The organism is Bacillus cereus group sp. N21 (assembly GCF_016483395.1).
Lineage (GTDB): Bacteria > Bacillota > Bacilli > Bacillales > Bacillaceae_G > Bacillus_A > Bacillus_A pseudomycoides.
Map to the genome: position 1 here is coordinate 1 of NZ_JAEHBX010000020.1, position 24,230 is coordinate 24,230.

The window sequence follows — 24,230 nt, forward strand, 5'->3', positions numbered from 1 at the left end:
AGAGCAATTACTTGTGAGAACGACTGAAGAATGAAACTGTAGGGCAAGGTTGTGTCCGAACAGTATAAACGACGCCTGTGGAGAGTATGTAAGACTGCTTGGATTCCCAAGCAGCAACGCTCTATGAAACAGGAAGTCCCTTCTTCAAACGACTCGTAAGAGTGTTAAGGAGGGGTCATTCACAGACCAGTTTTATTTTACAATTACATCCCCTCTTCCATATTATAGTTTTTATTGAGCGCTATTCTGTAGCGCTCTTTTATTTTTACTCACATCCCTTTGCCTGTACCTTGGTTACTATACATATCCGGACACGAAAACCTACTATTAGAATTCAAAAAGATGACATTTCTTCAATATATCCTATCAGGCTATTGTTTGTATAACTACTAGAACTGAAGAAAAGCAGTTATCTTTAAACTACAATAAAATATATCAGAATTTAAGGAAGACAGCTCAAGGAGAATTGTCCGTAAGAAACAACTGATGAGAGGGGAATAATCACGAGAAATGCCGCACTTTCTTTAAAATGGACCGATATGGTTCGATCTTAAAGAAAAACTAAAAAAAGTACCTAGAATAAAAAAAGGGGAAATGACAAGAAAATAATGTTTTTTCTCATCTTCACAGCATGTAAAAACTTTCTGTTCGTAAATATAATCATCGGAAAAAGAATACCACCTATTATCAAAGTAATAACTAAACCCATAACAATATCCACCCATTCTTCTACCATATCTGAGCAACCATTAAATAGACAATTGATTAAATAAACAGTTATCCCCCCCTAAAAGAGCATATCCAAAAAGAAAACCAAAAATAAAATTTAGAAGCACACTTATTACTAAGTACAATTTTTTCATCTATTCACCTCAAAAAATACGTGTATATAATCATTGTTATTCTAATTAAAGAAGCCTAACAAAAAAACAATTCTTTATATATTCATTTACACAAACACTTTTAACTTTTGACTATGCATCATTTATTTTGTTATTTATCTCTTCTAACACTCGCAACTGCTGCTCACCTTTCTTTACAGCCATAGTAAAATAATTTTGTAAAAGTCGTATTGTGTTATTATCAATATAATATCGTTCCGTTATATTCCCCCATGTCTTGCTATTTTGAAAATCATCCCAAGTAAATGGACTGTGTTCTTTTTTCTTTAATTCTTTAAATACCCATCTTTTCATTTTCTTTTTTGCTTTTTCAGTTAATAAACCATTCTTTACAAGTACGAGCTCTTCATTTCGTTTATAACGCTTATAAATATCCTTTTCCTTGAATACTTTAAGAAAGATATTCAAGGTGTTCTTAGCGTCTGCAAAGGCACGGTGCTGCTTTCCTTCCCATTCTAAAGAAAATTGTTCCACCGCAAATTTTAAACTTGGTGTATGTATAAATAATTGATCATATGCTTGAAATACAAATTTTTGCAAATCAAATTTCCTCTCATTCTCTATATTAGGGCATTCTATATGATGTAGCTTACAATCTTGCGCAAGAAATTTATAGTCTTCCTTCCCCCATGTTATAAACATATAATCATCCCCAGCAAATTGAAGAAATCGCTCCATTACCTCTGGAAACACTTCTACCTCTTTTAAATCTTGCTTTGTAATGCCTGTTAATTTTGTTGTATGGCGGGTTAGAGGTGCGGTTGGTTTAACAAGTGAAGAAAATTGTCCTATTATACGCACTGTACTTGCTTCTACCTTGATTGCCCCAATATCAACCACTTCCAAGGGATCTTGCGATTTATAAGGTCGAAAATTCCGTTCAACATCAAAGACAATATAATATTTAGGTTCATTCAAGTCATATCCCTCTTCCTTATCTGATTATATTTTTAATTATATATTCCCCACTGTACAAATACACAAAACAAAATTTATAAAAAAGATTCCGAGATTTTTTGAATATTCAGACAAAAATAACTAAATTTTTTTGTATATAGAGTAAAGCTTTAATCAGCGAGGTTTGCTTTATCTCTCGTCTAGCTTCTTTGTTTTCGTCGAATGTTGAGGTGAGAGTATTATTGCACGCGAATAGCGGGATAAACATACATTCGAAAGAATGAAATGAATCAAGCACAATAAAAAAAAGAGAAGGGCAAGCCCTTCTCTTTTCAATTCAATTACTTCTTAACTACGTTAGTAGCTTGTGGTCCACGGTTACCTTGTTCTACTTCGAAAGTAACTTCTTGACCTTCTTCTAAAGTTTTGAATCCTTCGCCTTGGATAGCTGAGAAATGAACGAATACGTCTTCTCCGCCTTCAACTTCGATGAATCCGAAACCTTTTTCTGAGTTAAACCATTTTACTTTACCGTTTTGCATGAAAAAATCCTCCTACAATGTACCTATATGTACATATTCATTTTCGACCACTTTACAACAATAATAACGACATTAAAAAACTGCAACTGCAGAGGAGATTTAACATTGCTATCCTCTTCTGAAGTTACAGCTCATTTAAATCTCTATATTATTAAAAGTAAAATGGTTTATAATCACTATATCATATCGATATAATAAAAGTAAAGCTGAATTCTCTATTTTTTTGTACATTTTTCTCCCAGGGCTTCAACTTTAGAATTTCTCCACTAGTTGCCTATCAGCTACTAGGCGAGTTGGTTCTTACCTAGACTTTCACCAGTAAGCAATACTTAGCTTAACTGGGCACGATATAAAAAAAGCACGAATGACTCTTCTTGTCATTCGTGCTCCTCTACTCTTATTTTTTAAAAATGCCAAATGGCTTTCCTACTGGTAATACAACTTTTCCAAAATGTGTATTTAATACAGCAGCTGCTGAACCATAGAAAGATAGTAATGAAATACATAGTTCAGAATACGCTGCTAAATTATGCATAGCATGTGGCATAACACCTAAAGTACTAAATGAAAGACCGATAAATAAGAAATCAATAAGTACAAAAATCATAAATAATACTTTATGTGTTTCCATTGCTCCAATAGTCATAAAAATTGTAAAAATTAGGTACCCAATAAATGCAACACCAAGTTGCTTTGGATCTACGGCTTGTGCCAGTTTTTCGCCAAATACACCAAGTTGAATTATCCATGATGTCCCAACACCTAACCAAAATAGACCATACGCACCAAAAGCAGTTGTACCGAACGTATTATTATGCTTTGCATCGTGAACGCAAGCAAAAAGTTGTGCAAATCCTCCTAAAAAGATTGCCCATGGTAATACAAATGAAACGCCATCAGTTAATCCTAGCTTTTGTGATGATGCTACAAGTGTTACCATTGCTAATCCAAATAGACCAATTCCAGATGGATCCGCTGTTGTCATTTTTACATGATGTGTAGTTTGATTACTCATAAAAACCTCCTGATTTTGAACACATACCTGAATACAATACTGAATTCAGGTATGTATGTCAATGGTTTTTATTGTATGTCGTCAGACTTCACGTTTTTGTAACAATGAAATATCATTTTCGCTACTTCATATGGCTTGATATTTAAATTTAATAGCTCTTTTACAGGAATCCAAACTGGAATGTATTGTCCCCTATCACTCTTTGTAAATTCTTCACCTTTTCCTGTACCAAAAACACCACCAATGATACGAGCTTCATAAAAATACTGAGTGCCTTTATACTCATACTTCGTAACAAGTTTTTGAACTTCAACATGCACGCCTAATTCTTCATAAGCCTCACGTATTGTCGCTTCTTTCGGTGTTTCATACTCTTCAATCCCTCCACCCGGAAAGACAAAATACACTTCATTCTTTCGAACACGTTTTATAAGAGCAACCTTGTTTTCTTGTATCAAAATGAGTGAGCTACGATTTCGAATCATGCTATTACTTCAACCCCAATAGCAATTGTTCCCCACCTTTTCTCTTGTTCTTTCGTATATATTTCATATGTACTTGCTAGCATTTCTTCTACACTCCAGTTTGCACAGTCCAGCAACTCTTTATCAATGTCTTCATACATCTGTTGAAATGTTTGATAACATTTTAACTCAGTTACTTTTACACAAATTGTTTCTTTTGTTGTTAGATTTGTAAATTCGATTTTATCGTCTTTTTGTATATTCTGACGCTTTTTATCATATAAGCGTACTTCAAATACCTTTTTTCCAGATTGAATAGATTGAAATGGCCCATTATATAATCCCATTTTATGTTTCATTTCCTCACCACCTTAGTTTATTATAACATGAGCATTTCCAACTCTTTTTTCATTTGTTGCAAGAAATTCAGCAAGGCTTATTCGATATCATTTTCAAAAGAAGAATCACCACCATTACTTTTTCAAACAGATTGAACAACTCCTCCCCGCATGTACAAAACATTCATGAATTCTACATTATATTTGTGATTATAATCACTTCGATCTCTTTTCTTATCCATTATGCTAAAAGCATACAAATAAACAGAGGAGTGATTCATATGGCTACACCTTTTACTAAAACATCTATTGTTGGTGAAATAGTTACCACTTTTCCACAAGCAAGTGATTTGTTTAAAAAACATCGTATTGATTTTTGTTGTGGCGGGGACAAAACAATTGAAATAGCGACACAAACAAAAGAAATTTCTCCTGATGAACTTTTAAAGCTATTAAATGAACAATATATTTTATATAAATCAAAAAATAATGAATCTACAAACTGGAGTGAGGCTAATTTTTCTATACTAATTGACCATATTATCCAAAAACATCATCGATATATTCAAGAAGAATTGCCACAGCTGAGCCCATATGTAACAAAAGTATTTCGCGTACATGGTCAAACAGAGTCGCATTTAAGTACCGTTCACCGACTTTTTCATGAATTAAAATTAGAACTTGAACAACATATAATAAAAGAAGAAACTCTTGTATTCCCGCTTATCAAAAAATACGAACAAAATTCAACTCAAGAAAATTTAATTTTGGCAATTGAAAGGCTTGAAGAATTAGAACAAGAGCATGATGGAGCTGGCGATCTTATAAAAGAATTACGAATCATTACAAATGATTTTACTCCTCCAGCGCATGCATGCCGCACATATCGTATGGTTTATAATCGTCTAGAAGATTTTGAATCTGATTTATTCCAGCATGTACATCTTGAAAACAACATTTTATTCAAAAGATTACTTTCCTTAAAATAAACAATAAATCTCCTCATATGAGGAGATTTATTTCTTTATATAAGATGCTCTATACTATAACATGTAGATAAAACACCTTATCAACACCACTTATTACATTTAATATGGGAGGAGTTTTAAAGAAATGCGCTACGTCATTGTAACAGGTACTTCACAAGGATTAGGCGAGGCAATCGCTACACAATTATTAGAGGAAAATACACGACTCATTTGTATTTCTAGAAGACAAAATGAAAAGCTTATTGAAAAAGCAAAACAAAAAGATATTCCTTTAACATTTCACTCAATCGATCTCCAAGATGTACATAATCTAGAAACTCATTTTGAAACAATCTTTTCATCCATTGAAAAAGAAAACGTATCGTCTATCCATTTGATTAATAATGCCGGTACCCTCGCACCAATGAAACCGATTGAAAAATCAGAAAGTGAACTTTTGATTGCAAATGTACAAATTAATTTAATTGCACCGATGATCCTTACTTCTTCGTTTATGAAACATACGAAAAATTGGAACGTGGACAAACGTATTATTAACATTTCTTCAGGAGCCGGTCAAAAACCATACTTTGGATGGGGAGCATATTGTACAACGAAAGCTGGCGTGAACATGTTTACACAATGTGTCGCTATAGAGGAAGCTGAAAAAGAATATCCAGTAAAAACAATTGCTTTTGCCCCAGGTGTTGTTGACACAGACATGCAGCAACAAATTCGGCAAACAGAAAAAGAAGATTTTACTAACTTAGATCGATTTATCGCTTTAAAAGAAGAAGGAAAATTACTCTCCCCTGAATATGTCGCTAAAGCGGTTATCCATCTTTTAGATACACCCCATTTCGAATCTGGCGGCGTAATTCGCATTGATGAAAAATAGTTTCATAGCAAAAGGCTCGCATATAAGCGAGCCTTTTATCTTATCGGTTCTAAAAATATTAATACAGATTCCATTATTGGTTCATATCCTATCTCTTGGTAAATCTTATTCGACGTTGGATTTGCTAAGTCTGTATATAAAGTAGTTGTTTTATAACCTCGGTCTAACATGAGCTGACTAAGGGCAGCTACACAATTAGAAGCGTACCCTTGTTTACGTTCTTCTTTCGGTGTATATACAAAATTGATTGTAATATTACTCTTAGTAGACCTTGTAATTGCAGCTACTGAAACTAATCTCCCATCTACTTCCCATCCAAACAACCGATTTGTACTTACTAATGTGTTTGCAGTTTGTTTTGCTTTTTCTTCCGTAGTGGGCAAATGAACATCTTCACAAAATTGGTGCACCCACTTTTCAATTAATGGTAGTTCAACGCTGTTTACTCGCCGGAAAGCTCCATATTCACCCCATTTCTTCTTTACTTTTTTTAATTCATACACCCCTTGATTCATACGAATAGAAAGCTTCTTTTGTTCTAATTTTGCAATCTCTTCAGCTAATTGTTTCACCACTCGCTTTTCACCAATCAATCCCGGTATATCTGGATACACCTTTGTTAATTGTTTCGCTATTCCCTCTATAGCCTCTTGCGAAATCTCGGATTTAGCAACAATCATTTGCTTTTTCTCAGTTTGAAGAAGTATGAGAGCAATTTTTTCATTTTGCTTTGCTATTGCCATAAACAACGGATTCTCCGTAGACTGTAACACCCCTAATAATAAATTATTTTCTTGCTCATTCATTTCCAAAATGGAGGTGACTTCCTTCTTAAAGTAAGAAACATCTTTATATACCTGTAATTGAATCATCGACAATCTCTTCTTTCTATATAAATCCCTTTTGATTTTTCGACATATAAGTCGTTGATACGAAGAAGAAAAGGTGACTTACACTCATTTTCTCTCTCTGTTTTACCTTGGCATGAGGCAGGAAAAGGATCTGACCGTTTCTATGCATGGCCGTATGCTCTCTCCCACCTAAAAAGAAGGGGTTTATTTGGATTTATATTTTTATATTTAAATAGAATATTGGCGATTCATTCATTAAATCCTGCTTTTACGATTCAATAATATTCAAGACTATCGTCATTACTTCTTTTTCAGCTTGTGAGATCCGTTGTTTTTCCCTTTCGAATGTAATTTCTTCGTTTTTAAAACACTCTCTCCTCTTTTGAATCATACGTACCATTTCTTTTTTGCTCGGCCCACCATATACAGTCCGTTTTTCAACAAATGATTCTGGTGATATAATATCATCCCATTCTTTTTCTGAAAGTATTACATGAAAGTTTTCTTGTAAATATATATTTACTTCTGTGAAATTCAGTTCATGTAACTCTTTTTTCTGCTGTATAGACATTGTTGCAATATCACTTGCAGCACGATGAGCACGCCGAAAAGGAATCTTATAATTTTTTGTTAATGCGTCTGCAAAATCGGTTATTGTAATCGCATGTTGAAACGAGCGAGTTCTTAAAACTTCATCTTCCACCTTCATCGTTCGAATTACTGCATTCATCATACAAAACACACGAATTGCCTTTTCGATTCCTTCATACAAATAAGGTTGCAAATCATCTTCTGTATCAACAATATCTCCAAACGGTGTATTATGAATCATTTGAAATACAGTGAAAGTTTCTCCAAGTGCACTGCTAGCGAGAGCACGAGCATGTTCAATGGAAACAGGGTTCCGTTTTTGCGGCATTATACTGCTGATTTGTACGTATGGGTTTGCAACAGTAATCCCATTGTATTCTTTTGTTGCTAGTAGTAAGAAATCATGGAGCCATCTACTGCTATTCGTCATCGCTACCATAAGTGTCGCGCTTGTTTCTAATAAATAGTCTGTGCTTGCAATAGCGTCATATGAATTTTCAATAACACTTGAAAAACCGAGCAACTTTGCAACCTGCTGTCTATTTATAGGAAAGCTTGTAGTAGATAGAGCAGCTGCACCCAAAGGAGATTGATTGACAAGATGATATACCTTCCAAACACGCTCTAAATCCCGATGCATTGTATCATATATTGCTAACATATAATGACCGAATGTTGTCGGCTGGGCAGGTTGTGTGTGCGTATAAGCAGGCATGATTGTTTCCATATGTTCATTCGCAACTTCTAACACACTTTCTTGTAAAAGAAGAAAATGCTCTATATAACGGAGTAAATAGCGACGCAAACTCATCCGATACATCGCGACCCCCATATCATTCCGGCTCCTGCCAATATGCATATTACTTACAAAATTATGATTTGCTTCTTGCCCAATTAAATGCTCCACTAAAAAAAAGAGATCTTCATGCTCCTTCTCATACAGTAATTGACTCTTTGGAATTTGTGCCACTTTTTCTAACGCTGTTAAAATAACTTTTGCATCTTTTTGTTTCATTAATTTTTGCTCAATAAGCATGATAATATGAGCACGATGAATCATAAACATCTCTTGCAACAAGTAATCTCGCTGAAATTGAAACACATGCTGTAGCACACAATTTGCATAGGTTTCCCCAGGGAAATCAGCGCCCTCACTCTTTATAAATTCCTCCTTATTTTGTTTCATCACCTTTTCCCCTTTCGCCCAGTTATTACTAATCATCATACCCTGAGCTTTTGAAAAGGTGCTTGTATAAAGTGAAACTTCCATCAGTGGGGTCTTACTGCCCACAAATAGCGGGATAAAAATAAACCCGATGCTTCACGCATCGGGTTTATTTAATAACAGTGGCATCATATTTTTCACTTTTTAACACCTGGAACTGTAAATTCAGTAAGTGCTTACGAAGCTCTGTACTATCATCTTCATCCAATTGATTTGCTAAAAATACAATTTCTGTACAATTCCCAAGTTTATCAGTGGCATAAGCTGCTTTTGCTAATGTCCATGGGGTATACCCATTTTTTTGTCCAGCATGCCGGAATGACTTACGATACTTCTTTGCTTTCATGTCCGTTTCAACAAGATTTGCCCACTCATTTTCTCCAGCCTTTGTAAATCCTTTTTTATGATTCGCTTTTTCCAGAAGCACCATATAATCATTTGCGGATGCAGCTGGCAACTTATCTGACCATATTTTTTCATATTTTCCTTCTAAATAGAGCGGAATTTCTTTTTGTAATAACGGTCCTTTCTCTTTTAACCGTTCATGTATTAACATGGCATAACGACGATATTCTTCTGAAGACATTTCTTTTAACTTTTTCTCTAATTTAGATTTTGGAATATGCAGTTCCTTATGCAAATATCCCGGAATGTATAGAGAAGAAACAATAGGAAATAACGGTTGATGTGAAGGAAGTGATAGGTTTTGTAAATTTTGGTTAATATAATCTAGTCCAAGTCGCTCCATTAAATATTCTGTATTTGCATTTGAACTAAATTTCATCATCCCTTTCGCAACTTCTTCTAAAGAAATTGCATTTCCATCCATTTTACCAGTTTTCATTAAATACTTTTGCCAACGATCCTGCGCACCACCATCTGTATTTGGAATATAGTAACGATTTACATCATCAATTGACACATAACTATTTGGGTCAATTCTCCCATCTACAACTTGTTTCGTAAATTCAAGTGCAACAATTAACTTCATCGTGCTCGCAACTGGTAACACGACATCTGGATTCACAGAATAAACAACTTTATCATTTCGCTTTATAAGTAGGGCACTATTTTTTTCATCTTTATGTTCTTCAACAAATGAGGCAATAAATTGAGCATCATCATTATTAGAGCTCCAAACTTTTTTTACTAAAAAGTTACCGGATATAAGTACTACGAATACACCAATGATTCCCGCACATATTATAACTTTTCTCAAGTGAATTCCCTCTCCTAATTTACATCTTTTATCTTTTATCTGTTATATATAGTTATAAACAAAACAATAGAGACGATTGTCTACATAATCGTCTCTATTATTTTAACTTGTCATCTCCTATTATGTCTATGTCATAATTTGAACAAAATTTTCAACAAATTTCTTATAATTTAATTTCCACCCAATTCGCACCCAATTTTTAAGAGCTTTCGCATCGGGTTGTGGCCGAAAATCAGCGATACTTTCCCCCTTTGCACTACCTTCTAAATCAACTTCTACTTTCCGATATACATATTCAATCATAGAAGTATTTACAACTGCCATCATCGTAAGCACATCATGAATGGGGCTTCCGGTAATTTTCGGATTTATTTTCTTATATGCCTTATAATAATATTGAAATATAGGTTCAATTAATTTGTTAAATGCAGTTTGTGAATGTTTTTTTATATAATGCACAGTTTCAGGTGTAACGATTGATTCACTTGTAACATTTAGAGGGATTAATGTTACGTTTTTTGCATACTGCATGACTAAATTTGCAGCAAGTGCATCTCCATGAAAATTCGCCTCTGCTACAGGGGTAACATTCCCTGGAACAAGAAATGCTCCACCCATACAGTAATATTCTTTTACATCTTTCATTATATCTTTTCCTAATATAAACGCCGTTGCTAAACTTGTTGATCTTCCTGTATCAACAATAATAATTTCTTTTTTATAACGCTGTATTATGTCAAAGATTGCACAAAACGATTTAATATTTGGTTGAATCGTTTTTGGAGGGCGAATTGGCCCTAATCCTTCCGCTCCATGAATTTCCGGATAATATGTTGTAAATTCACCTGACAATGGCATTTTTGCTCCATTTATAATTGGTATATCCTCTCTGCCTGCTAGTTGCATTAAATACGCAGCATTGCTCGTTGCTTGCTCTTGTGTTACATTTCCATATCCAGTTACAATCCCAACGATTTCAATCTCAGGATGTAATAGCCCATACATAATGGCTAAAGAATCATCAATACCTGGATCTCCCCAAAAAAGCACCTTTTTCATGGCACTTCCCCCCCATCCCTGCACCTCTTATTATGGTATAAACCAAAATACATGTTAACTATTTTTTAAACCATATACGCCATAAATTAAAATCACACTGTATTCACACACTGCTTTTTGAACAAACGATGAATTATTCAAACAACCACTGGATTGAACCATTTGTTCAAATTTCGTTCATTGTGATTCGATTCACAAAAATACATAATAAACTTGTAAATACATTTTATTATGCATCGGAGGAATTTATTATGTTTATTGATTTTTTACGTAATAACAAAAAAGCTTTATTTATTCTATTACCCCTTCGTTTATATTTAGGATACGCTTGGTTATCTGCTGGATTAGGGAAGTTTTTCGGTCAATCATTTGACGCAAGCGGTTTTTTAAAAGATGCAATTGCCAAAGCGAGTGGAGATCATCCAGCTGTACAAGGTTGGTGGGCTGATTTTCTACAACACTTTGCTCTTCCACATGCTGATTTATTTAGCTTTCTCGTACAATGGGGAGAAATTTTAGTTGGGCTTGGTCTTCTTTTAGGAGGGCTTACGAAAACCGCAGCATTTTTCGGATTAATCATGAACACTGCTTTTCTTTTAAGTGGAACTATAAGTACAAATCCAAATATGATACTATTGTCTATACTGATTTTAGTTGCAGGACATAACGCTGGACGTGTTGGTCTAGACGGATTTGTTTTTCGAAAACTTTTCCATAAACATAAAAATAACTATCCAACCTATCCTACACATAAATTTGCATCATAATTAAGTTTTTAATTATAAAAAGTAGAGCTCTTATTGAATCTATAAGAGCTCTACTTTCTATATTGCCTATTTTTTTACCAAATTTATTTGGTTAAAGCATAAACTCTTTTGCCCCAACCTAATCATCTTTTTCTATCATTGATTAAAAAATATAGAACCTATCCAATTTGTATATTTTATTCAAATCTATATCTTTATGCTACTTTATCCCTCTATTTGCGGACAGTAACACTTCCACCTCAAAATTCAGCCAAAACAAAGAAGTTAGGTAGGAAATGAAGCCTCCCACTAATTAAAGTTTCACTTTATTTGAAGTTAACATACTACCTATTACATACGCAATGAAAGCAAAACAAATGGGAAACACGACCGTATGTAGACCAAACGGTTTTGGGAAACAAAGGTGGAATATCATATAAGAGCCAACACCAACTAGAATGGATGCAAGCGCGCCAACTGCATTCCCTCTCTTCCAATATAGCCCTAAAACAATAGGCCAAATAAATGCTGCTTCTAAGCCACCAAAGGAAAATAAGTTTAACCATATTAAGAAATCTGGCGGTTTAATAGCTGCGGCATATACAAGTAAACCAATGATACCCGTAATCCATAGACTTCCTTTTTTTATTGTTGTATCCGCCGCATTTTCATTTATATAGTTCACATATATATCTTTAATAATGGATGAACTCACCAGTAGTAATAGTGAGTTTACAGTGGACATAATTGCTGCCATTGGGGCAGCTAAAAAGATTCCAGCAAGCCAAGGTGGTAATACTTCCAGTGCAAGAAGTGGCATTACTTTGTCTGGTACAGTTACACCTGGAAGCACCACGCGCGCAAACACACCTGTTAAATGCATGCCAATCATAATTGTACCAACTACAACTGTGCCAATTATTAACGCTTGATGCATTGCTTTTGAATTTTTATAAGACATCGCACGCACGCTAATTTGCGGTAATCCAACAACACCAACACCAATTAATATCCAAAATGATGTCACATACGTTTTCGTTAAACTGCCATCTGCACCAAATGGTGTAATTAAATTGGGATTAATTCGAACCAGTTCTTGCATAATCTTTTCAATCCCGCCACCAGCAATCACTGTTGCAATTAAAATAATTGTCGTACCTGCTAACATAATAATGCCGAGCAATGTATCAGATAAAGCAACTGCGCGGAATCCACCAATTAAAACGTATACAAGTACAGAGAATGTAAAAAGAAATAAAGCCGTTGTATACGAAAGACCTGTTAACGATTCAATTAACCTTCCGCCTCCAACCCACTGAGCAACTGTTGCTGAAAATAAAAAGATAATAATACATACTGCTGAAAGAATGACCACTGCTTTATGATTATATCTTCCTTTTAAATAATCAATAAGCGTAATTGCTTCCATCTTTCTTGCAATGATTGCAAACTTTTTACCAATTACCGTCAAGACAATGTAACCCGTTACAACCTGGATTGCTGATAATAATACCCATCCAAGCCCCATATTGTATGCAATTCCAGGTCCACCGATAAAACTACTCGCACTACCGTACGTAGCAATCATTGTCATAGCTAATAATAGACCGCCAAGCTCACGTCCTCCAAGAAAATATTCTTGTAAAAATTTATTATGAGCGGTTGCTTGTACACGTCTTGATGCATATACACCAATTAAAAATACAACGATAAAAGAAATTATCATTGGGATTATTACGTACCAATTCATTTATCATTCCTCACTTTTTTCTTCCTCATCGAGCGAAATATCTTGAAATGCAAAACGCACGATTAAAATAAGAAGTATAACTACTACACCAAAACCGACTATACAACTATAAAAAAACCATGCCGGAAAACCTAATACATATGTATATTCACTTGGATCTTTACTCCCAAGCCCATAGGCAAATCCATACCATATTATAAAATTGATAAAAGCAAGTCCAAGACCAATTAACGCCTCTCTATGGGCAATTCGAAAGCGTGGATCATCATGATAATCCTTCATTTTCTCCCTCCTCTCACGATGTATAATTGTAACATTGTTTTTCTAGTTTTTCCTACTAGAAAAGAAAAACTAGAAGGATTTTTTGCAAATATATAGAATCCAACTCCGTATTACATAATTTTTACAATTGTAATGTAAATGAAATTTGAATTTTCAGTCTTTATTATTTATGATTAAAATTAGAGGTCTTCCATCTAGTTTCTTTACAACTTTGTTACAGGAATAAACGCCGTCTCGTACTGCGTTTACATTATATTTTCAAGGGGGTTATACAATGAGTCAACTAGCTGTAAATCTTCATGAAAAAGTAGAGAAATTTCTTCAAGGAACAAAAAAATTATATGTGAATGGAGCTTTTGTTGAAAGCGCTTCCGGAAAGACATTTAAAACTCCAAACCCAGCAACTGGTGAAACACTTGCGATTGTTTCAGAAGCTGGTCGCGAAGACATTCATAAAGCCGTAATGGCTGCAAGACAGGCCTTCGATGAAGGTCCTTGGTCACGTATGAGCGGCGCTGAACGAAGCCGTCTTATGTACAAGCTTGCTGATTTAATGGAAGAACATAAAGAAGAACTGGCACAACTTGAAACATTAGATAACGGTAAACCAATCCGTGAAACATTAGCAGCAGATATTCCGCTTGCAATTGAACATATGCGTTATTACGCTGGTTGGGCTACAAAAATTGTCGGTCAAACAATCCCAGTCTCTGGTGAATATTTTAACTATACACGCCATGAAGCTGTTGGTGTTGTTGGGCAAATTATTCCGTGGAACTTCCCACTCCTTATGGCAATGTGGAAAATGGGGGCTGCTCTTGCAACTGGTTGTACAATCGTATTGAAGCCAGCAGAACAAACACCTCTTTCCGCTCTATACTTAGCTGAATTATTTGAAGAGGCTGGATTCCCAAAAGGCGTTGTTAACATCGTACCAGGATTCGGTGAAACAGCTGGACAAGCACTTGTAAATCATCCTCTCGTTGATAAAATTGCATTTACAGGTTCGACTCCTGTCGGTAAACAAATTATGAGACAAGCATCTGAAACACTGAAACGAGTTACGTTAGAGCTTGGCGGCAAATCACCAAATATCATCCTACCAGATGCTGATTTATCTCGTGCCATTCCAGCTGCACTTTCTGGCGTTATGTTTAACCAAGGTCAGGTATGTTGTGCAGGGTCACGTTTATTTATTCCAAAGAAAATGTATGATAACGTTATGGCTGACCTTGTTCTATATGCGAAAAAATTAACACAAGGTGCAGGATTAGATCCTCAAACTACAATTGGGCCTCTCGTTTCCGAAGAACAACAAAAACGCGTTATGGGATACATTGAAAAAGGTATTGAAGAGGGTGCAGAAGTACTTGTTGGTGGAAACAAACCATACGAGCAAGGGTATTTTGTTGCCCCAACAGTATTCGCAGATGTAAATGATGAAATGACAATCGCCAAAGAAGAAATTTTTGGTCCTGTCATCTCCGCATTGCCATTTAATGATATTGATGAAGTAATTGAACGTGCAAATAAATCATCATTTGGTTTAGCTGCTGGTGTATGGACAGAAAATGTGAAAAATGCACATTACATTGCCAGCAAAGTCCGTGCTGGTACAGTGTGGGTAAACTGTTATAACGTATTTGATGCAGCTTCTCCATTCGGTGGATTTAAGCAATCTGGCCTTGGTCGTGAAATGGGATCTTATGCATTAAACAACTATACAGAAGTGAAAAGTGTTTGGGTGAACCTAAACTAAATGAAAGAGCCTGACCAAAATTGGTCAGGCTCTACTTATTATGTAACAAATCGTTTAGAGAATTCAAATATTTCATTCTGTAACGTATTAAAAAATATGGAGCTATCTCTTACACTTGCAAGCCACCACTAACATGTAACACTTCTCCTGTAATATACGATGCATACTCTGATGCTAGAAATGCAGCTGCATTTGCAATATCTTGTGGTATTCCAATTCGGCCAACTGGAATCGCGCCTATCATCTTCTCTTTTACTTTATCCGGCACTGTCTTCGTCATATTTGTATCCATAAACCCTGGACAAATTGCATTACAAGTAATTCCAAATCCCCCTACTTCTTTCGCTGCTGTTTTCGTTAAACCAATAACTCCTGCTTTCGTAGCTGCATAATTTGCTTGTCCAATATTCCCTTGCCAGCTGATGGAAGAAATATTTATGATGCGCCCATATTGTTGTTGTCTCATATAAAGAAGCGCTGGTTGCATACAATAAAACACACCTGTTAAATTTACTTGCAGCACCTGTTCCCATTCAGATTTCTCCATTTTATGTAACATCGCATCTCTTGTAATCCCTGCATTGTTCACTAAAACATGTAATTCTCCAAATGTTTGAACTGCGTATTCGACTAACGATTTCGCTTCACTTTGATTACTCACATCACATGCGTATATACTTACTTCATATCCTTGGTCTAAAAATTCTCTTGTTGTTTCTTTTAATTTCTCCTCATTTACATCGCTAATTAACACCTTTGCGCCTAACTTTGCAAAAGTGCAAGCAATTTCTTTTCCTATCCCTTGTGCTGCTCCTGTTACAACAGCTGTTTTCCCATGTAAAAAATCCATCCCTATCCCCCATTTCTATTACTTATACTGTATATTTCGGCTTTATGCTTTCCAAATCCTTTTTGTATAAAAAAGTCTATTTGTGTCAAACTAAACTTGCAACATAGCATAAACACAAGGAGATTGTGTCGAATGAACAAAAAGAACCTAGGGTATAGCAAAACTTCTGATGGCATCGATGTAGAGTTCTCTCGTGAACTTGCTGATCATGATGACTTAGAAGCAAATGCACGTGCTGACGCCGCCGATGCACGTCAAAAACGACAGTCTAAACAAAAATAAGGCGCTATCTCGCCCTTATCCTTTTGCAATTGGGACCTACTACTACCCATACAAAATGAAATAAACCGAGATAATTTCTCGGTTTATTTCATATATTTTTTGATATAATGCGCAAAAGTAAGGATTGGAAATATGTGATGGTAGCTATGGTAGCGAATATAAAAACCATCTGGTAGCCCTATGCCTGTAGGATAATCCTGATTCTGATTTAGATGTGCAAGTAAATAAGAAATCCCTTTTCGAATGACAGGTGTTTCCGTATCATAAAAAGTAATAAGTGCATCGAGTGCCCATGCCGTTTGTGATGGTGTACTAAACGGTAACGAAATAAAATGCTTTTCTATGCTACTTCTGCAAGACTCTCCCCAACCTCCATCGTTATGTTGAATACGCTCTAACCATGTAACTGCTTTTTGTAAAGCTGTATGATTAGATGGAACTCCTACAGCACGTAAACCTGTGAGAGCTGCCCAAGTACCGTATATGTAACACACCCCCCATTTTCCATACCATGATCCATTCTTCTCCTGTGCTTGCATTAACCATTTAATTGCTCGATCCTTTTGGTCATCTTTTAGCTGGTGCGGAGCATATGTTCCAAAAAACTCCAACACCCTACCTGTAATATCTGACGTAGATGGGTCCGTAGTCATGTCTCCTGCGTTATCAAGAGGTAAATCGGCCAGTAAACGATTCGTTACACCTCTTTCAAAAGCAGCCCAGCCCCCATCAATATTTTGTAATCCCCTCACCCATTCAATTCCTTTTTTCCAAGCTTCTTCTACTTTTTGATTCCCTTTCCTACTTCGCGCTAACGCTCTAAGTGTAGCTGTCGTATCATCAATATCAGGAATTGTCGTATTAATATCTGAAAAGCCCCAACCTCCAGCGTCAAGTATTGGAGCATGCACACTCCAATCCTTTCTCTCTTTATGCTGTTTTTGTAGTAAATAATCTGTCGCTTTGTGAATCATTTTGTTGTCATGCGGTACACGCGCTTCTTGCAACGAATAACTTAGTAAAGCTGTATCCCACACTGTAGATGGTGAATTTTGAAGATGTGTCCCCTTGTTCATATTCCATATATAAGATTTCAACCCTAATACTGCATTGGAAATAAGCTGTGACTGAATCGAATGCCCAAGTGCAAGCAATGCATAAATCATATAAAATGTAGCACTCGCATAACTGTATAGTGTTCCATTTGTTTCAATCCGCTTAATCATAAAACGCTCTGCTTCTTTATATCCCTTATGTTGTAAAGATAACGGATAAGATAAAAACTTTTTCACGTCATCAAGAAGCGTTTGAAACAATGGTGAACGTTCTTCACGGAACCACTGCTTTTTACTCCCACCTGAAATATAATCTAAATTAGGAAGAATCGTTTTGGACACAGTAAATCGTTTATTCATACAAATCATCATCGGAATGAGGTGAATACGCGCGGAACTACTTAGCTCAAATATACTAAGCGGGGAATCTTCAGGTAAAAATAACATGGGTGTTGGGAAGTGAAATAAAGAAGGATATTCATATCCTCCATGGAGCGCTAATAAAAACTTCGTCATAAAGTGAGCCTTTGTAATCCCACCCTGCCTCCGAATAAACGCTTCTGCACGCTTCATATTTATATCTTCTTTCGTATACCTTCCAGAAGCAAGTAAAGCAACATATGCATTAATTGTAGTAGACAAATTGCCAACAGATTCATCTTCATATAGCTTCCAGGTTCCTTCATTTGTTTGAAGAGATGCAACTCGAGTAACAAATGGCTCCATCTCACCATTTTGTCCTAATAATCTTAGTAAAAAAATCATATGACAATCCGTTAATGGAGAACCTTCAAAACAAAAACGCCAAGCCCCATCTTGATATTGCATCGTTCGAAGTGCAGTAACTTTCCGCTCGACTTCTTGACGCACTTTTTCATATAATAACACCCTTTTCACCTACCTTTCTAAATCCGTATACGATATTCCGCTTAGCACACAAATATGTACGAAACAAATAAAAAACAGAATGTGTAAATACACATTCTGTTCATAAACAATATCCAATTCCAACAACAATTCCTAAAATAGCTCCGACAACCACTTGATACGGTGTATGTCCGACAAGCTCATTTAATTTCTTATATTCTGTTTGTCTACCATGAAAAAACTCATTTAAAATCTTCGCCTGCTTGCTTACCGCGAGCCTTACTCCTGAAGCATCGTACATGACAATAATTGCAAAAATAGCTGCCACTGCAAACACCGCACTCGTTATTCCTTCCACCATTCCAACACCTGTCGCTAATGCAGTTACCGTTGAAGAATGAGAGCTCGGCATTCCTCCAGAAGCAAAAAATTGTGCGAAATCAAATTCTCCCGCCTTGATTAATTTAAATACAACTTTCGTTAGTTGCGCCAAAAACCAAGCGAGTATAGCTGCCATAAGTGGATCATTATGTAAAATTGTTTCCATATTTCCAGCTCCCTACCTGCAGTAATGGAAATTCTATATTTATAAGTATAAAGAAAAAAGCGTAGAAAATACTACGCTTTATGATACTTTTGCTGATTTATTTTTAAGAAACTTTGGTTGCTTCCGAAGCAAAAACTTTGTTTTTGCTATCGAAAATATCAATAATGCAACCCAAATAAAGAAAAAGGCTGTCATATGAGCCGACGTAAAATGCTCATGGAACACAAAAACACCTAAAATAAGATTAATGGTCGGAGAAATATATTGTAAAAATCCAATCATATATAGCGGAATAAGTTGTGCTCCTTTTGCAAAATAAAAAAGTGGTAATGCAGTAACAATCCCTGCTCCCATTAAAATTAGCGTTGAAGTAAACGAAATAGAGCCAAACGAACCAAAACCATGCTCACCAATCATAACTAAATAAATGAATGCAAGAGGCGTCACAATCATTGTTTCCATCGTAAGTCCTATCATTGCATCATAATTCAGCAATTTCTTGGTTAACCCATATAACCCAAATGTAAATGCCAGTGAAAGAGCAATCCATGGAATTGAACCGTATCGAAACGCTAAAATAATAACACCTATTCCTGCTAAACCAACTGCAACATATTGCCAAAAGTTAAGATTTTCTTTCAAAACAACTGTACCAAGTAAAATACTTACAAGAGGATTAATATAATAACCAAGACTCGCTTCAATGATATGATTCTGATTCACAGCCCATATGTACACAAACCAATTCCCACTAATTAAAACGGAAGCGATCGTTAATGAAATTAATAATTTAGGTCGTTTAAAAAGACTCACAAGTTCACTCTGAAATTGCCCCAATCGTCTCGATACTCCCAAAATTAGTAACATAAAAACAAATGCCCAAACAATACGATGTGCTAATATTTCTTCTGCAGGAACTTCCCCCACCCATTTCCAGTAAACAGGAAGAACTCCCCACATCATATAAGCACCAGCTGCGTATAAAATCCCTTGCTTTTGCAGTGCTTTTTGACTCTCCATCTTCCCTTTTCTCCTCTTCTCTTTTTCCCTTCATTATAAGGTGTATCTTTAAACCTTTACAAATATTCTCTCCCTATCTTTTTCGACAATGAAATTCCTTTTTCAAAAAACTTACTTATTTTTAATATGACATACTTCAGAACCTAGCAGAAAACAGCTAAATTCCTTTTAGACTCCTCATTGGAACCTAATTTGTTGTACGAACTCTAACTAACCAAGTAAACCTAAATTACCCATAAAACATATGAAGTTATAGCAACAAGAAGCGGTCTACCCATTTTAAATTTATTTTTATGAGTTTTATGGTGAAAAACATACATTCCAATCCACGTTCCGATTGCTCCTCCTGCTGCAGACATTAAAAACAATGTACTCTCAGGGGTACGCCATTGTTTTTTCACTGCTTTACGTTTATCAAGTCCCATCATCGAAAAAGCAATGACACTAATACACAATATATACATACATTTTACGAACATTATTAATTCTCACATCACTTTCTTTTTTAAATTTAATTCTTTCTACAATAATGGGGTTTTTATTTATATACAAATAAAAATCGCTGTAGACAGTAAAGAATTACTTGTAAACAAGCTATCTTTTCAGCCTACAGCTGTTATTTCAATTATTTATCCGCTATTCGCAAGCAGTAAAGCTAAATTGATGACGGCCAACACCCCACCTTAGGGGATGGTTATTACACTTTATGCGCCATTTCTTTTTCTTACATTACTATGCTTTTTAGCATACACAAAATAAACCAAAATACCTATCATAACCCAAACCATAAAACTGATTAAAGTTACTTTAGAAAGATTTAAAGCTAAATACATACAACTTATTATTGACATTATCGGTAAAAAAGGAACCAACGGTGCACGAAATGGTCTTTCAATATTTGGGTTTGTTTTACGCAGTACAATTACCGAAATACATACAAATATAAAAGCTGTTATCGTTCCCACATTCACTAAATTCGCCAATAAATTCAAATCTACAAGCCCCGCTAAAAGTGCTGCGAGCATTCCTGTAATCCACGTATTAAGGAATGGTGTTTGAAAACGTTTATGCACACTTGAAAGCTTCTTTGGAAGTAATCCATCTCGACTCATTGAGTAAGATACCCGTACAAAAGCAAACATGGCTACCAAAAGAACTGTAGTTAAACCAGCAATGGCTCCTACTGATAACAAACCTGCAATTTTATCCTCTCCTACAACACGCAATGCATATGCAACTGGATCAGCTACATTCAATTCAGTAAATGGTACCATTCCTGTTAAAATAAATGAAACACCAATATAAAGAATTGTACAAATACATAACGATACAAGAAGACCAATTGGAACATTGCGTTGTGGGCGTTTCACTTCTTCAGCTGCTGTAGCAACTGCATCAAAACCTAAAAAGGCAAAAAATACAGTAGCCGCTCCTCCAATAACACCGTGAAATCCAAACGGAAGAAATGGTTGCCAATTCTCTGGTTTCACATATTGTCCACCTACAATAATAAATACTAAAATAACAGCAAGTTTAATAATAACCATTATATTGTTAATACGCGCACTTTCTTTCGCACCACGACTTAATAAAAATGTAACAACTAAAACAATAAAAACTGCAGGTAAATCAATGATTCCACCTTTCCCCATGCCCGGTGCCGAGGCAAAAAGAGTAGGAATTTTAATATGAAATCCTAGAAGTAATGATTGAAAATAAGCGGACCACCCAGCTGCTACCGCAGAGGTCGCTAATAAATACTCTAACATGACACACCAACCAACTATAAAAGCAAAAATTTCTCCTAATGTAATATATGTATAAGAATATACACTACCGGATACTGGAACAGTAGAAGCAAATTCAGCATAACAAAATGCCACACATGCACAAACAATTGCAGCCAATACAAAAGATAGAACAATTGCCGGACCAGCATGTTTCGCTGCCACAATACCTGTTAATACAAAAATACCAGTTCCAATAATTGCCCCGATTCCTAAAAGAGTTAAATCAAATGCTCCTAACGTTTGGTTCAATACCCTTTTCTTTTCTTCATTCATTTCCTTTTTAATTAGTAGACTCATTAATAGAAACCTCGTTTTCAATATAATCCCTTACTAAGTACAACTTCTTCTTTTCCTTTTTAAAGTTTTTATAATTATTATTTTTCAATAACTATAAATTTTACTTATTTCTAAACTTGGTATTTTGAAAAATGCAGAATTTTTCGAAATATACATTTGAAATTATCTATACGATATTCTTTCAAATGATGCATCACTAAGAAACAGGATTGAATTTATCATATAATTAATTCAATTGTCAATAATAAGATCAATCACTCTAGAATGGATAATTATGTAATAAAGAGTGTTATTTTACAAATCCAAATTATTAAATTTCAATTATTACCAGGAATATCCCTTGATTCATTTTTCTAATATTAATGTTTTATTCATTATTCCCTACAAGACACATGCGTGCTCAACTATTTCATAATTGAAATTATTTTTGTGAAATAAAAACCATAGTCACTTGATTGTATCTTAACTCTATTATTTGCATGATATAAATTTCATATCATAAATTTACTTTTTATTATTAATTCAAAAAATTTTTTTTTGGTTGCTATATAAATTTCATATGAGTATAATAAAAAACGTTGTGAATATAACAATTTTAAAATTCAGAATTTTCTATGTGGCATTATGGTATTTTAAAGAATTATTTCAATGGAGGTTTTAAGTTGGCAAATAAAGTACCCTTTTCTCGTGTCCTTGTAATCGGCCTTATGTTATTTGCACTGTTTTTTGGTGCTGGAAATTTAATTTTCCCAGCTATGTTAGGACAAGCAGCTGGGCATAATGTGTGGATTGCTACTGCTGGATTTTTAATTACAGGAGTAGGTCTTCCCTTGTTAGGCGTTCTAGCATTTGGCATTTCTGATAGTGATGATTTACAAACATTAGCGAATCGTGTTCATCCTTGGTTCAGTGCTGTGTACACATTTATTCTTTATTTAGCAATTGGTCCGTTATTTGCACTCCCTAGAGCTGGAAGTGTTTCTTTTGAAATAGGTGTAAAACCATTTTTATCTGACGGAACAGAAACGGTTGCATTACTTATTTTCACAATCATTTTCTTTAGTATTACATGTTGGTTCTCATTTAATCCAACGAAAATTGTAGATGTTGTTGGGAAACTTTTAACACCTATCAAACTTACATTCATCGGGATTTTAGTAGTTGCAGCGTTTGTCCAACCAATCGGCCCTATTCAGGCACCTACAAAAGAATTCGTGAACGATTCTTTTTTTAAAGGTTTCCAAGAAGGCTACTTAACAATGGATACACTTGCATCTTTTGTATTCGGTATTATTATTATCAATGCTATAAAAGAGAAGGGTACTTATGATAAAAAAGAAATAGTGAGCGTTTGTGCAAAGGCTGCTGGTATTGCAGCAATTGTATTAACAATTGTCTATACTTCCCTTTCTTATATGGGAGCCGCTAGCGTATCTAAACTAGGGCACTTAACAAATGGAGGAGAAGTATTAGCTAAAGTAGCTAATTATTATTTTAGTTCTTTAGGAAATTTATTGTTAGGCTTAATGATTACTGTTGCATGTTTAACAACAAGCGTTGGACTTGTAACAGCATGCTCTTCATACTTCCATAAAGTATTCCCGAAAATATCTTATAAAACATTTGCTGTTATACTTTCTATTTTTAGCGCATTGATTGCAAATCTTGGTTTGACAGAATTAATTGCGGTTTCTGTTCCGGTACTTACAGCGATATATCCACTAGCAATTATGCTAATTGTTTTAACATTTCTACACCCTATATTTAAAGGTAGAACAGAGGTATATCAATGGAGCTTACTCCTAACTTTTGTCGTTAGTTTGTTTGATGGACTAAATGCAGCAAATATACCTATTCAAGCAATCAATGTTACTTTTTCTAAAATTCTTCCTTTATACGATGCAGGTTTAGGCTGGATCTGTCCTGCATTTATTGGAGGGTGTATTGGTTACTTTATTTTTGTATTCCGAATGAAATTCATTACTAGTACTCCGAAAACGAATCATTAAAAACCAT

At 35.1% G+C, this 24,230-nt stretch carries 23 protein-coding genes; 6 read left to right on the forward strand and 17 right to left on the reverse strand.

Annotation, left to right across the window (positions count from 1 at the left end; genetic code table 11):
* Positions 1–974: 974 nt before the first annotated feature.
* The 5 genes from JDS96_RS13405 to JDS96_RS13425 form a co-directional block, all read right to left on the reverse strand.
* Positions 975–1,820, reverse strand: coding sequence for an exonuclease (locus JDS96_RS13405; protein ID WP_018765374.1), 846 nt, complete (start codon positions 1,818–1,820; stop codon positions 975–977).
* 320 nt (positions 1,821–2,140) lie between these two features.
* Complete coding sequence (gene cspB, locus JDS96_RS13410; protein ID WP_003198964.1) at positions 2,141–2,341, reverse strand: cold shock-like protein CspB; 201 nt, start codon at positions 2,339–2,341, stop codon at positions 2,141–2,143.
* A 397-nt stretch (positions 2,342–2,738) separates the two neighbouring features.
* Entirely contained in the window at positions 2,739–3,356 is a 618-nt protein-coding gene (locus tag JDS96_RS13415; protein WP_199667111.1) for an acetate uptake transporter, read from the reverse strand.
* 68 nt (positions 3,357–3,424) lie between these two features.
* Positions 3,425–3,841: an NUDIX hydrolase gene (locus JDS96_RS13420; protein WP_097795922.1), complete on the reverse strand. Its 417-nt coding sequence runs from the start codon at positions 3,839–3,841 to the stop codon at positions 3,425–3,427.
* A complete protein-coding gene (locus JDS96_RS13425) occupies positions 3,838–4,179 on the reverse strand; it encodes an ASCH domain-containing protein (protein WP_018765372.1) in 342 nt (113 codons plus the stop codon). The genes JDS96_RS13420 and JDS96_RS13425 overlap by 4 nt, the downstream gene beginning before the upstream one ends.
* Before the next feature lie 260 nt (positions 4,180–4,439).
* Here JDS96_RS13425 and ric point away from each other — a divergent pair, with 260 nt between their 5' ends.
* Entirely contained in the window at positions 4,440–5,147 is a 708-nt protein-coding gene (ric, locus tag JDS96_RS13430) for an iron-sulfur cluster repair di-iron protein (RefSeq protein WP_199667112.1), read from the forward strand.
* A 124-nt stretch (positions 5,148–5,271) separates the two neighbouring features.
* A complete protein-coding gene (locus JDS96_RS13435) occupies positions 5,272–6,024 on the forward strand; it encodes a (S)-benzoin forming benzil reductase (protein ID WP_003198974.1) in 753 nt (250 codons plus the stop codon).
* Positions 6,025–6,059: 35 nt separating this feature from the next.
* Here JDS96_RS13435 and JDS96_RS13440 read toward each other — a convergent pair whose 3' ends face one another.
* From JDS96_RS13440 to JDS96_RS13455, 4 genes are all read right to left on the reverse strand, one after another.
* The gene (locus tag JDS96_RS13440; protein WP_199667113.1) at positions 6,060–6,896 is read right to left on the reverse strand and encodes a GNAT family N-acetyltransferase; all 837 of its coding nucleotides are present in this window, start codon (positions 6,894–6,896) and stop codon (positions 6,060–6,062) included.
* Between the two features lie 247 nt (positions 6,897–7,143).
* On the reverse strand, positions 7,144–8,652 hold the full coding sequence (argH, locus tag JDS96_RS13445) for an argininosuccinate lyase (RefSeq protein WP_199667114.1): 1,509 nt from the start codon (positions 8,650–8,652) through the stop codon (positions 7,144–7,146).
* Positions 8,653–8,800: 148 nt separating this feature from the next.
* Positions 8,801–9,910: a serine hydrolase gene (locus tag JDS96_RS13450; protein WP_199667115.1), complete on the reverse strand. Its 1,110-nt coding sequence runs from the start codon at positions 9,908–9,910 to the stop codon at positions 8,801–8,803.
* Between the two features lie 126 nt (positions 9,911–10,036).
* A complete protein-coding gene (locus JDS96_RS13455; RefSeq protein ID WP_199667116.1) occupies positions 10,037–10,969 on the reverse strand; it encodes a nucleoside hydrolase in 933 nt (310 codons plus the stop codon).
* A 251-nt stretch (positions 10,970–11,220) separates the two neighbouring features.
* On the opposite strand from JDS96_RS13455, the gene JDS96_RS13460 reads away from it, so the two are divergent.
* Entirely contained in the window at positions 11,221–11,736 is a 516-nt protein-coding gene (locus JDS96_RS13460; protein ID WP_033798275.1) for a DoxX family membrane protein, read from the forward strand.
* Between the two features lie 292 nt (positions 11,737–12,028).
* On the opposite strand, the gene panF is transcribed toward JDS96_RS13460, so the two are convergent.
* Entirely contained in the window at positions 12,029–13,465 is a 1,437-nt protein-coding gene (panF, locus tag JDS96_RS13465) for a sodium/pantothenate symporter (protein WP_199667117.1), read from the reverse strand.
* Positions 13,466–13,468: 3 nt separating this feature from the next.
* Positions 13,469–13,747, reverse strand: a complete 279-nt coding sequence (locus JDS96_RS13470) for a YhdT family protein (protein WP_003198986.1) — start codon at positions 13,745–13,747, stop codon at positions 13,469–13,471.
* A 274-nt stretch (positions 13,748–14,021) separates the two neighbouring features.
* Here JDS96_RS13470 and JDS96_RS13475 point away from each other — a divergent pair, with 274 nt between their 5' ends.
* The gene (locus JDS96_RS13475; protein WP_199667118.1) at positions 14,022–15,506 is read left to right on the forward strand and encodes an aldehyde dehydrogenase family protein; all 1,485 of its coding nucleotides are present in this window, start codon (positions 14,022–14,024) and stop codon (positions 15,504–15,506) included.
* A gap of 109 nt (positions 15,507–15,615) precedes the next feature.
* Here the strand turns inward: JDS96_RS13475 and fabG are convergent, their stop codons facing one another.
* Positions 15,616–16,356, reverse strand: coding sequence for a 3-oxoacyl-ACP reductase FabG (gene fabG, locus JDS96_RS13480; protein WP_199667119.1), 741 nt, complete (start codon positions 16,354–16,356; stop codon positions 15,616–15,618).
* 132 nt (positions 16,357–16,488) lie between these two features.
* Here fabG and JDS96_RS13485 point away from each other — a divergent pair, with 132 nt between their 5' ends.
* Entirely contained in the window at positions 16,489–16,638 is a 150-nt protein-coding gene (locus JDS96_RS13485; protein WP_003198992.1) for a YfhD family protein, read from the forward strand.
* 83 nt (positions 16,639–16,721) lie between these two features.
* Here JDS96_RS13485 and JDS96_RS13490 read toward each other — a convergent pair whose 3' ends face one another.
* From JDS96_RS13490 to JDS96_RS13510, 5 genes are all read right to left on the reverse strand, one after another.
* On the reverse strand, positions 16,722–18,581 hold the full coding sequence (locus tag JDS96_RS13490; RefSeq protein WP_199667120.1) for a terpene cyclase/mutase family protein: 1,860 nt from the start codon (positions 18,579–18,581) through the stop codon (positions 16,722–16,724).
* Between the two features lie 100 nt (positions 18,582–18,681).
* Positions 18,682–19,107: a divergent PAP2 family protein gene (locus JDS96_RS13495; protein WP_097795914.1), complete on the reverse strand. Its 426-nt coding sequence runs from the start codon at positions 19,105–19,107 to the stop codon at positions 18,682–18,684.
* A 78-nt stretch (positions 19,108–19,185) separates the two neighbouring features.
* A complete protein-coding gene (gene rarD, locus JDS96_RS13500; RefSeq protein ID WP_199667121.1) occupies positions 19,186–20,127 on the reverse strand; it encodes an EamA family transporter RarD in 942 nt (313 codons plus the stop codon).
* Between the two features lie 224 nt (positions 20,128–20,351).
* Complete coding sequence (locus JDS96_RS13505; protein WP_199667122.1) at positions 20,352–20,606, reverse strand: DUF1294 domain-containing protein; 255 nt, start codon at positions 20,604–20,606, stop codon at positions 20,352–20,354.
* A 225-nt stretch (positions 20,607–20,831) separates the two neighbouring features.
* Positions 20,832–22,214: an APC family permease gene (locus tag JDS96_RS13510; protein ID WP_199667123.1), complete on the reverse strand. Its 1,383-nt coding sequence runs from the start codon at positions 22,212–22,214 to the stop codon at positions 20,832–20,834.
* A 662-nt stretch (positions 22,215–22,876) separates the two neighbouring features.
* Here JDS96_RS13510 and brnQ point away from each other — a divergent pair.
* Entirely contained in the window at positions 22,877–24,223 is a 1,347-nt protein-coding gene (gene brnQ / locus JDS96_RS13515) for a branched-chain amino acid transport system II carrier protein (RefSeq protein WP_199667124.1), read from the forward strand.
* The last annotated feature ends 7 nt before the right edge of the window (positions 24,224–24,230 follow it).

Bases quoted from the DNA above. Each gene is read 5' to 3' on its own strand.
- cspB (WP_003198964.1), bottom strand. From the start codon at position 2,341: ATGCAAAACGGTAAAGTAAAATGGTTTAACTCAGAAAAAGGTTTCGGA.
- JDS96_RS13415 (WP_199667111.1), bottom strand. From the start codon at position 3,356: ATGAGTAATCAAACTACACATCATGTAAAAATGACAACAGCGGATCCA.
- JDS96_RS13420 (WP_097795922.1), bottom strand. From the start codon at position 3,841: ATGATTCGAAATCGTAGCTCACTCATTTTGATACAAGAAAACAAGGTT.
- JDS96_RS13425 (WP_018765372.1), bottom strand. From the start codon at position 4,179: ATGAAACATAAAATGGGATTATATAATGGGCCATTTCAATCTATTCAA.
- ric (WP_199667112.1), top strand. From the start codon at position 4,440: ATGGCTACACCTTTTACTAAAACATCTATTGTTGGTGAAATAGTTACC.
- JDS96_RS13435 (WP_003198974.1), top strand. From the start codon at position 5,272: ATGCGCTACGTCATTGTAACAGGTACTTCACAAGGATTAGGCGAGGCA.
- JDS96_RS13440 (WP_199667113.1), bottom strand. From the start codon at position 6,896: ATGATTCAATTACAGGTATATAAAGATGTTTCTTACTTTAAGAAGGAA.
- argH (WP_199667114.1), bottom strand. From the start codon at position 8,652: ATGAAACAAAATAAGGAGGAATTTATAAAGAGTGAGGGCGCTGATTTC.
- JDS96_RS13455 (WP_199667116.1), bottom strand. From the start codon at position 10,969: ATGAAAAAGGTGCTTTTTTGGGGAGATCCAGGTATTGATGATTCTTTA.
- JDS96_RS13460 (WP_033798275.1), top strand. From the start codon at position 11,221: ATGTTTATTGATTTTTTACGTAATAACAAAAAAGCTTTATTTATTCTA.
- panF (WP_199667117.1), bottom strand. From the start codon at position 13,465: ATGAATTGGTACGTAATAATCCCAATGATAATTTCTTTTATCGTTGTA.
- JDS96_RS13470 (WP_003198986.1), bottom strand. From the start codon at position 13,747: ATGAAGGATTATCATGATGATCCACGCTTTCGAATTGCCCATAGAGAG.
- JDS96_RS13475 (WP_199667118.1), top strand. From the start codon at position 14,022: ATGAGTCAACTAGCTGTAAATCTTCATGAAAAAGTAGAGAAATTTCTT.
- fabG (WP_199667119.1), bottom strand. From the start codon at position 16,356: ATGGATTTTTTACATGGGAAAACAGCTGTTGTAACAGGAGCAGCACAA.
- JDS96_RS13485 (WP_003198992.1), top strand. From the start codon at position 16,489: ATGAACAAAAAGAACCTAGGGTATAGCAAAACTTCTGATGGCATCGAT.
- JDS96_RS13495 (WP_097795914.1), bottom strand. From the start codon at position 19,107: ATGGAAACAATTTTACATAATGATCCACTTATGGCAGCTATACTCGCT.
- rarD (WP_199667121.1), bottom strand. From the start codon at position 20,127: ATGGAGAGTCAAAAAGCACTGCAAAAGCAAGGGATTTTATACGCAGCT.
- JDS96_RS13505 (WP_199667122.1), bottom strand. From the start codon at position 20,606: ATGTTCGTAAAATGTATGTATATATTGTGTATTAGTGTCATTGCTTTT.
- JDS96_RS13510 (WP_199667123.1), bottom strand. From the start codon at position 22,214: ATGAGTCTACTAATTAAAAAGGAAATGAATGAAGAAAAGAAAAGGGTA.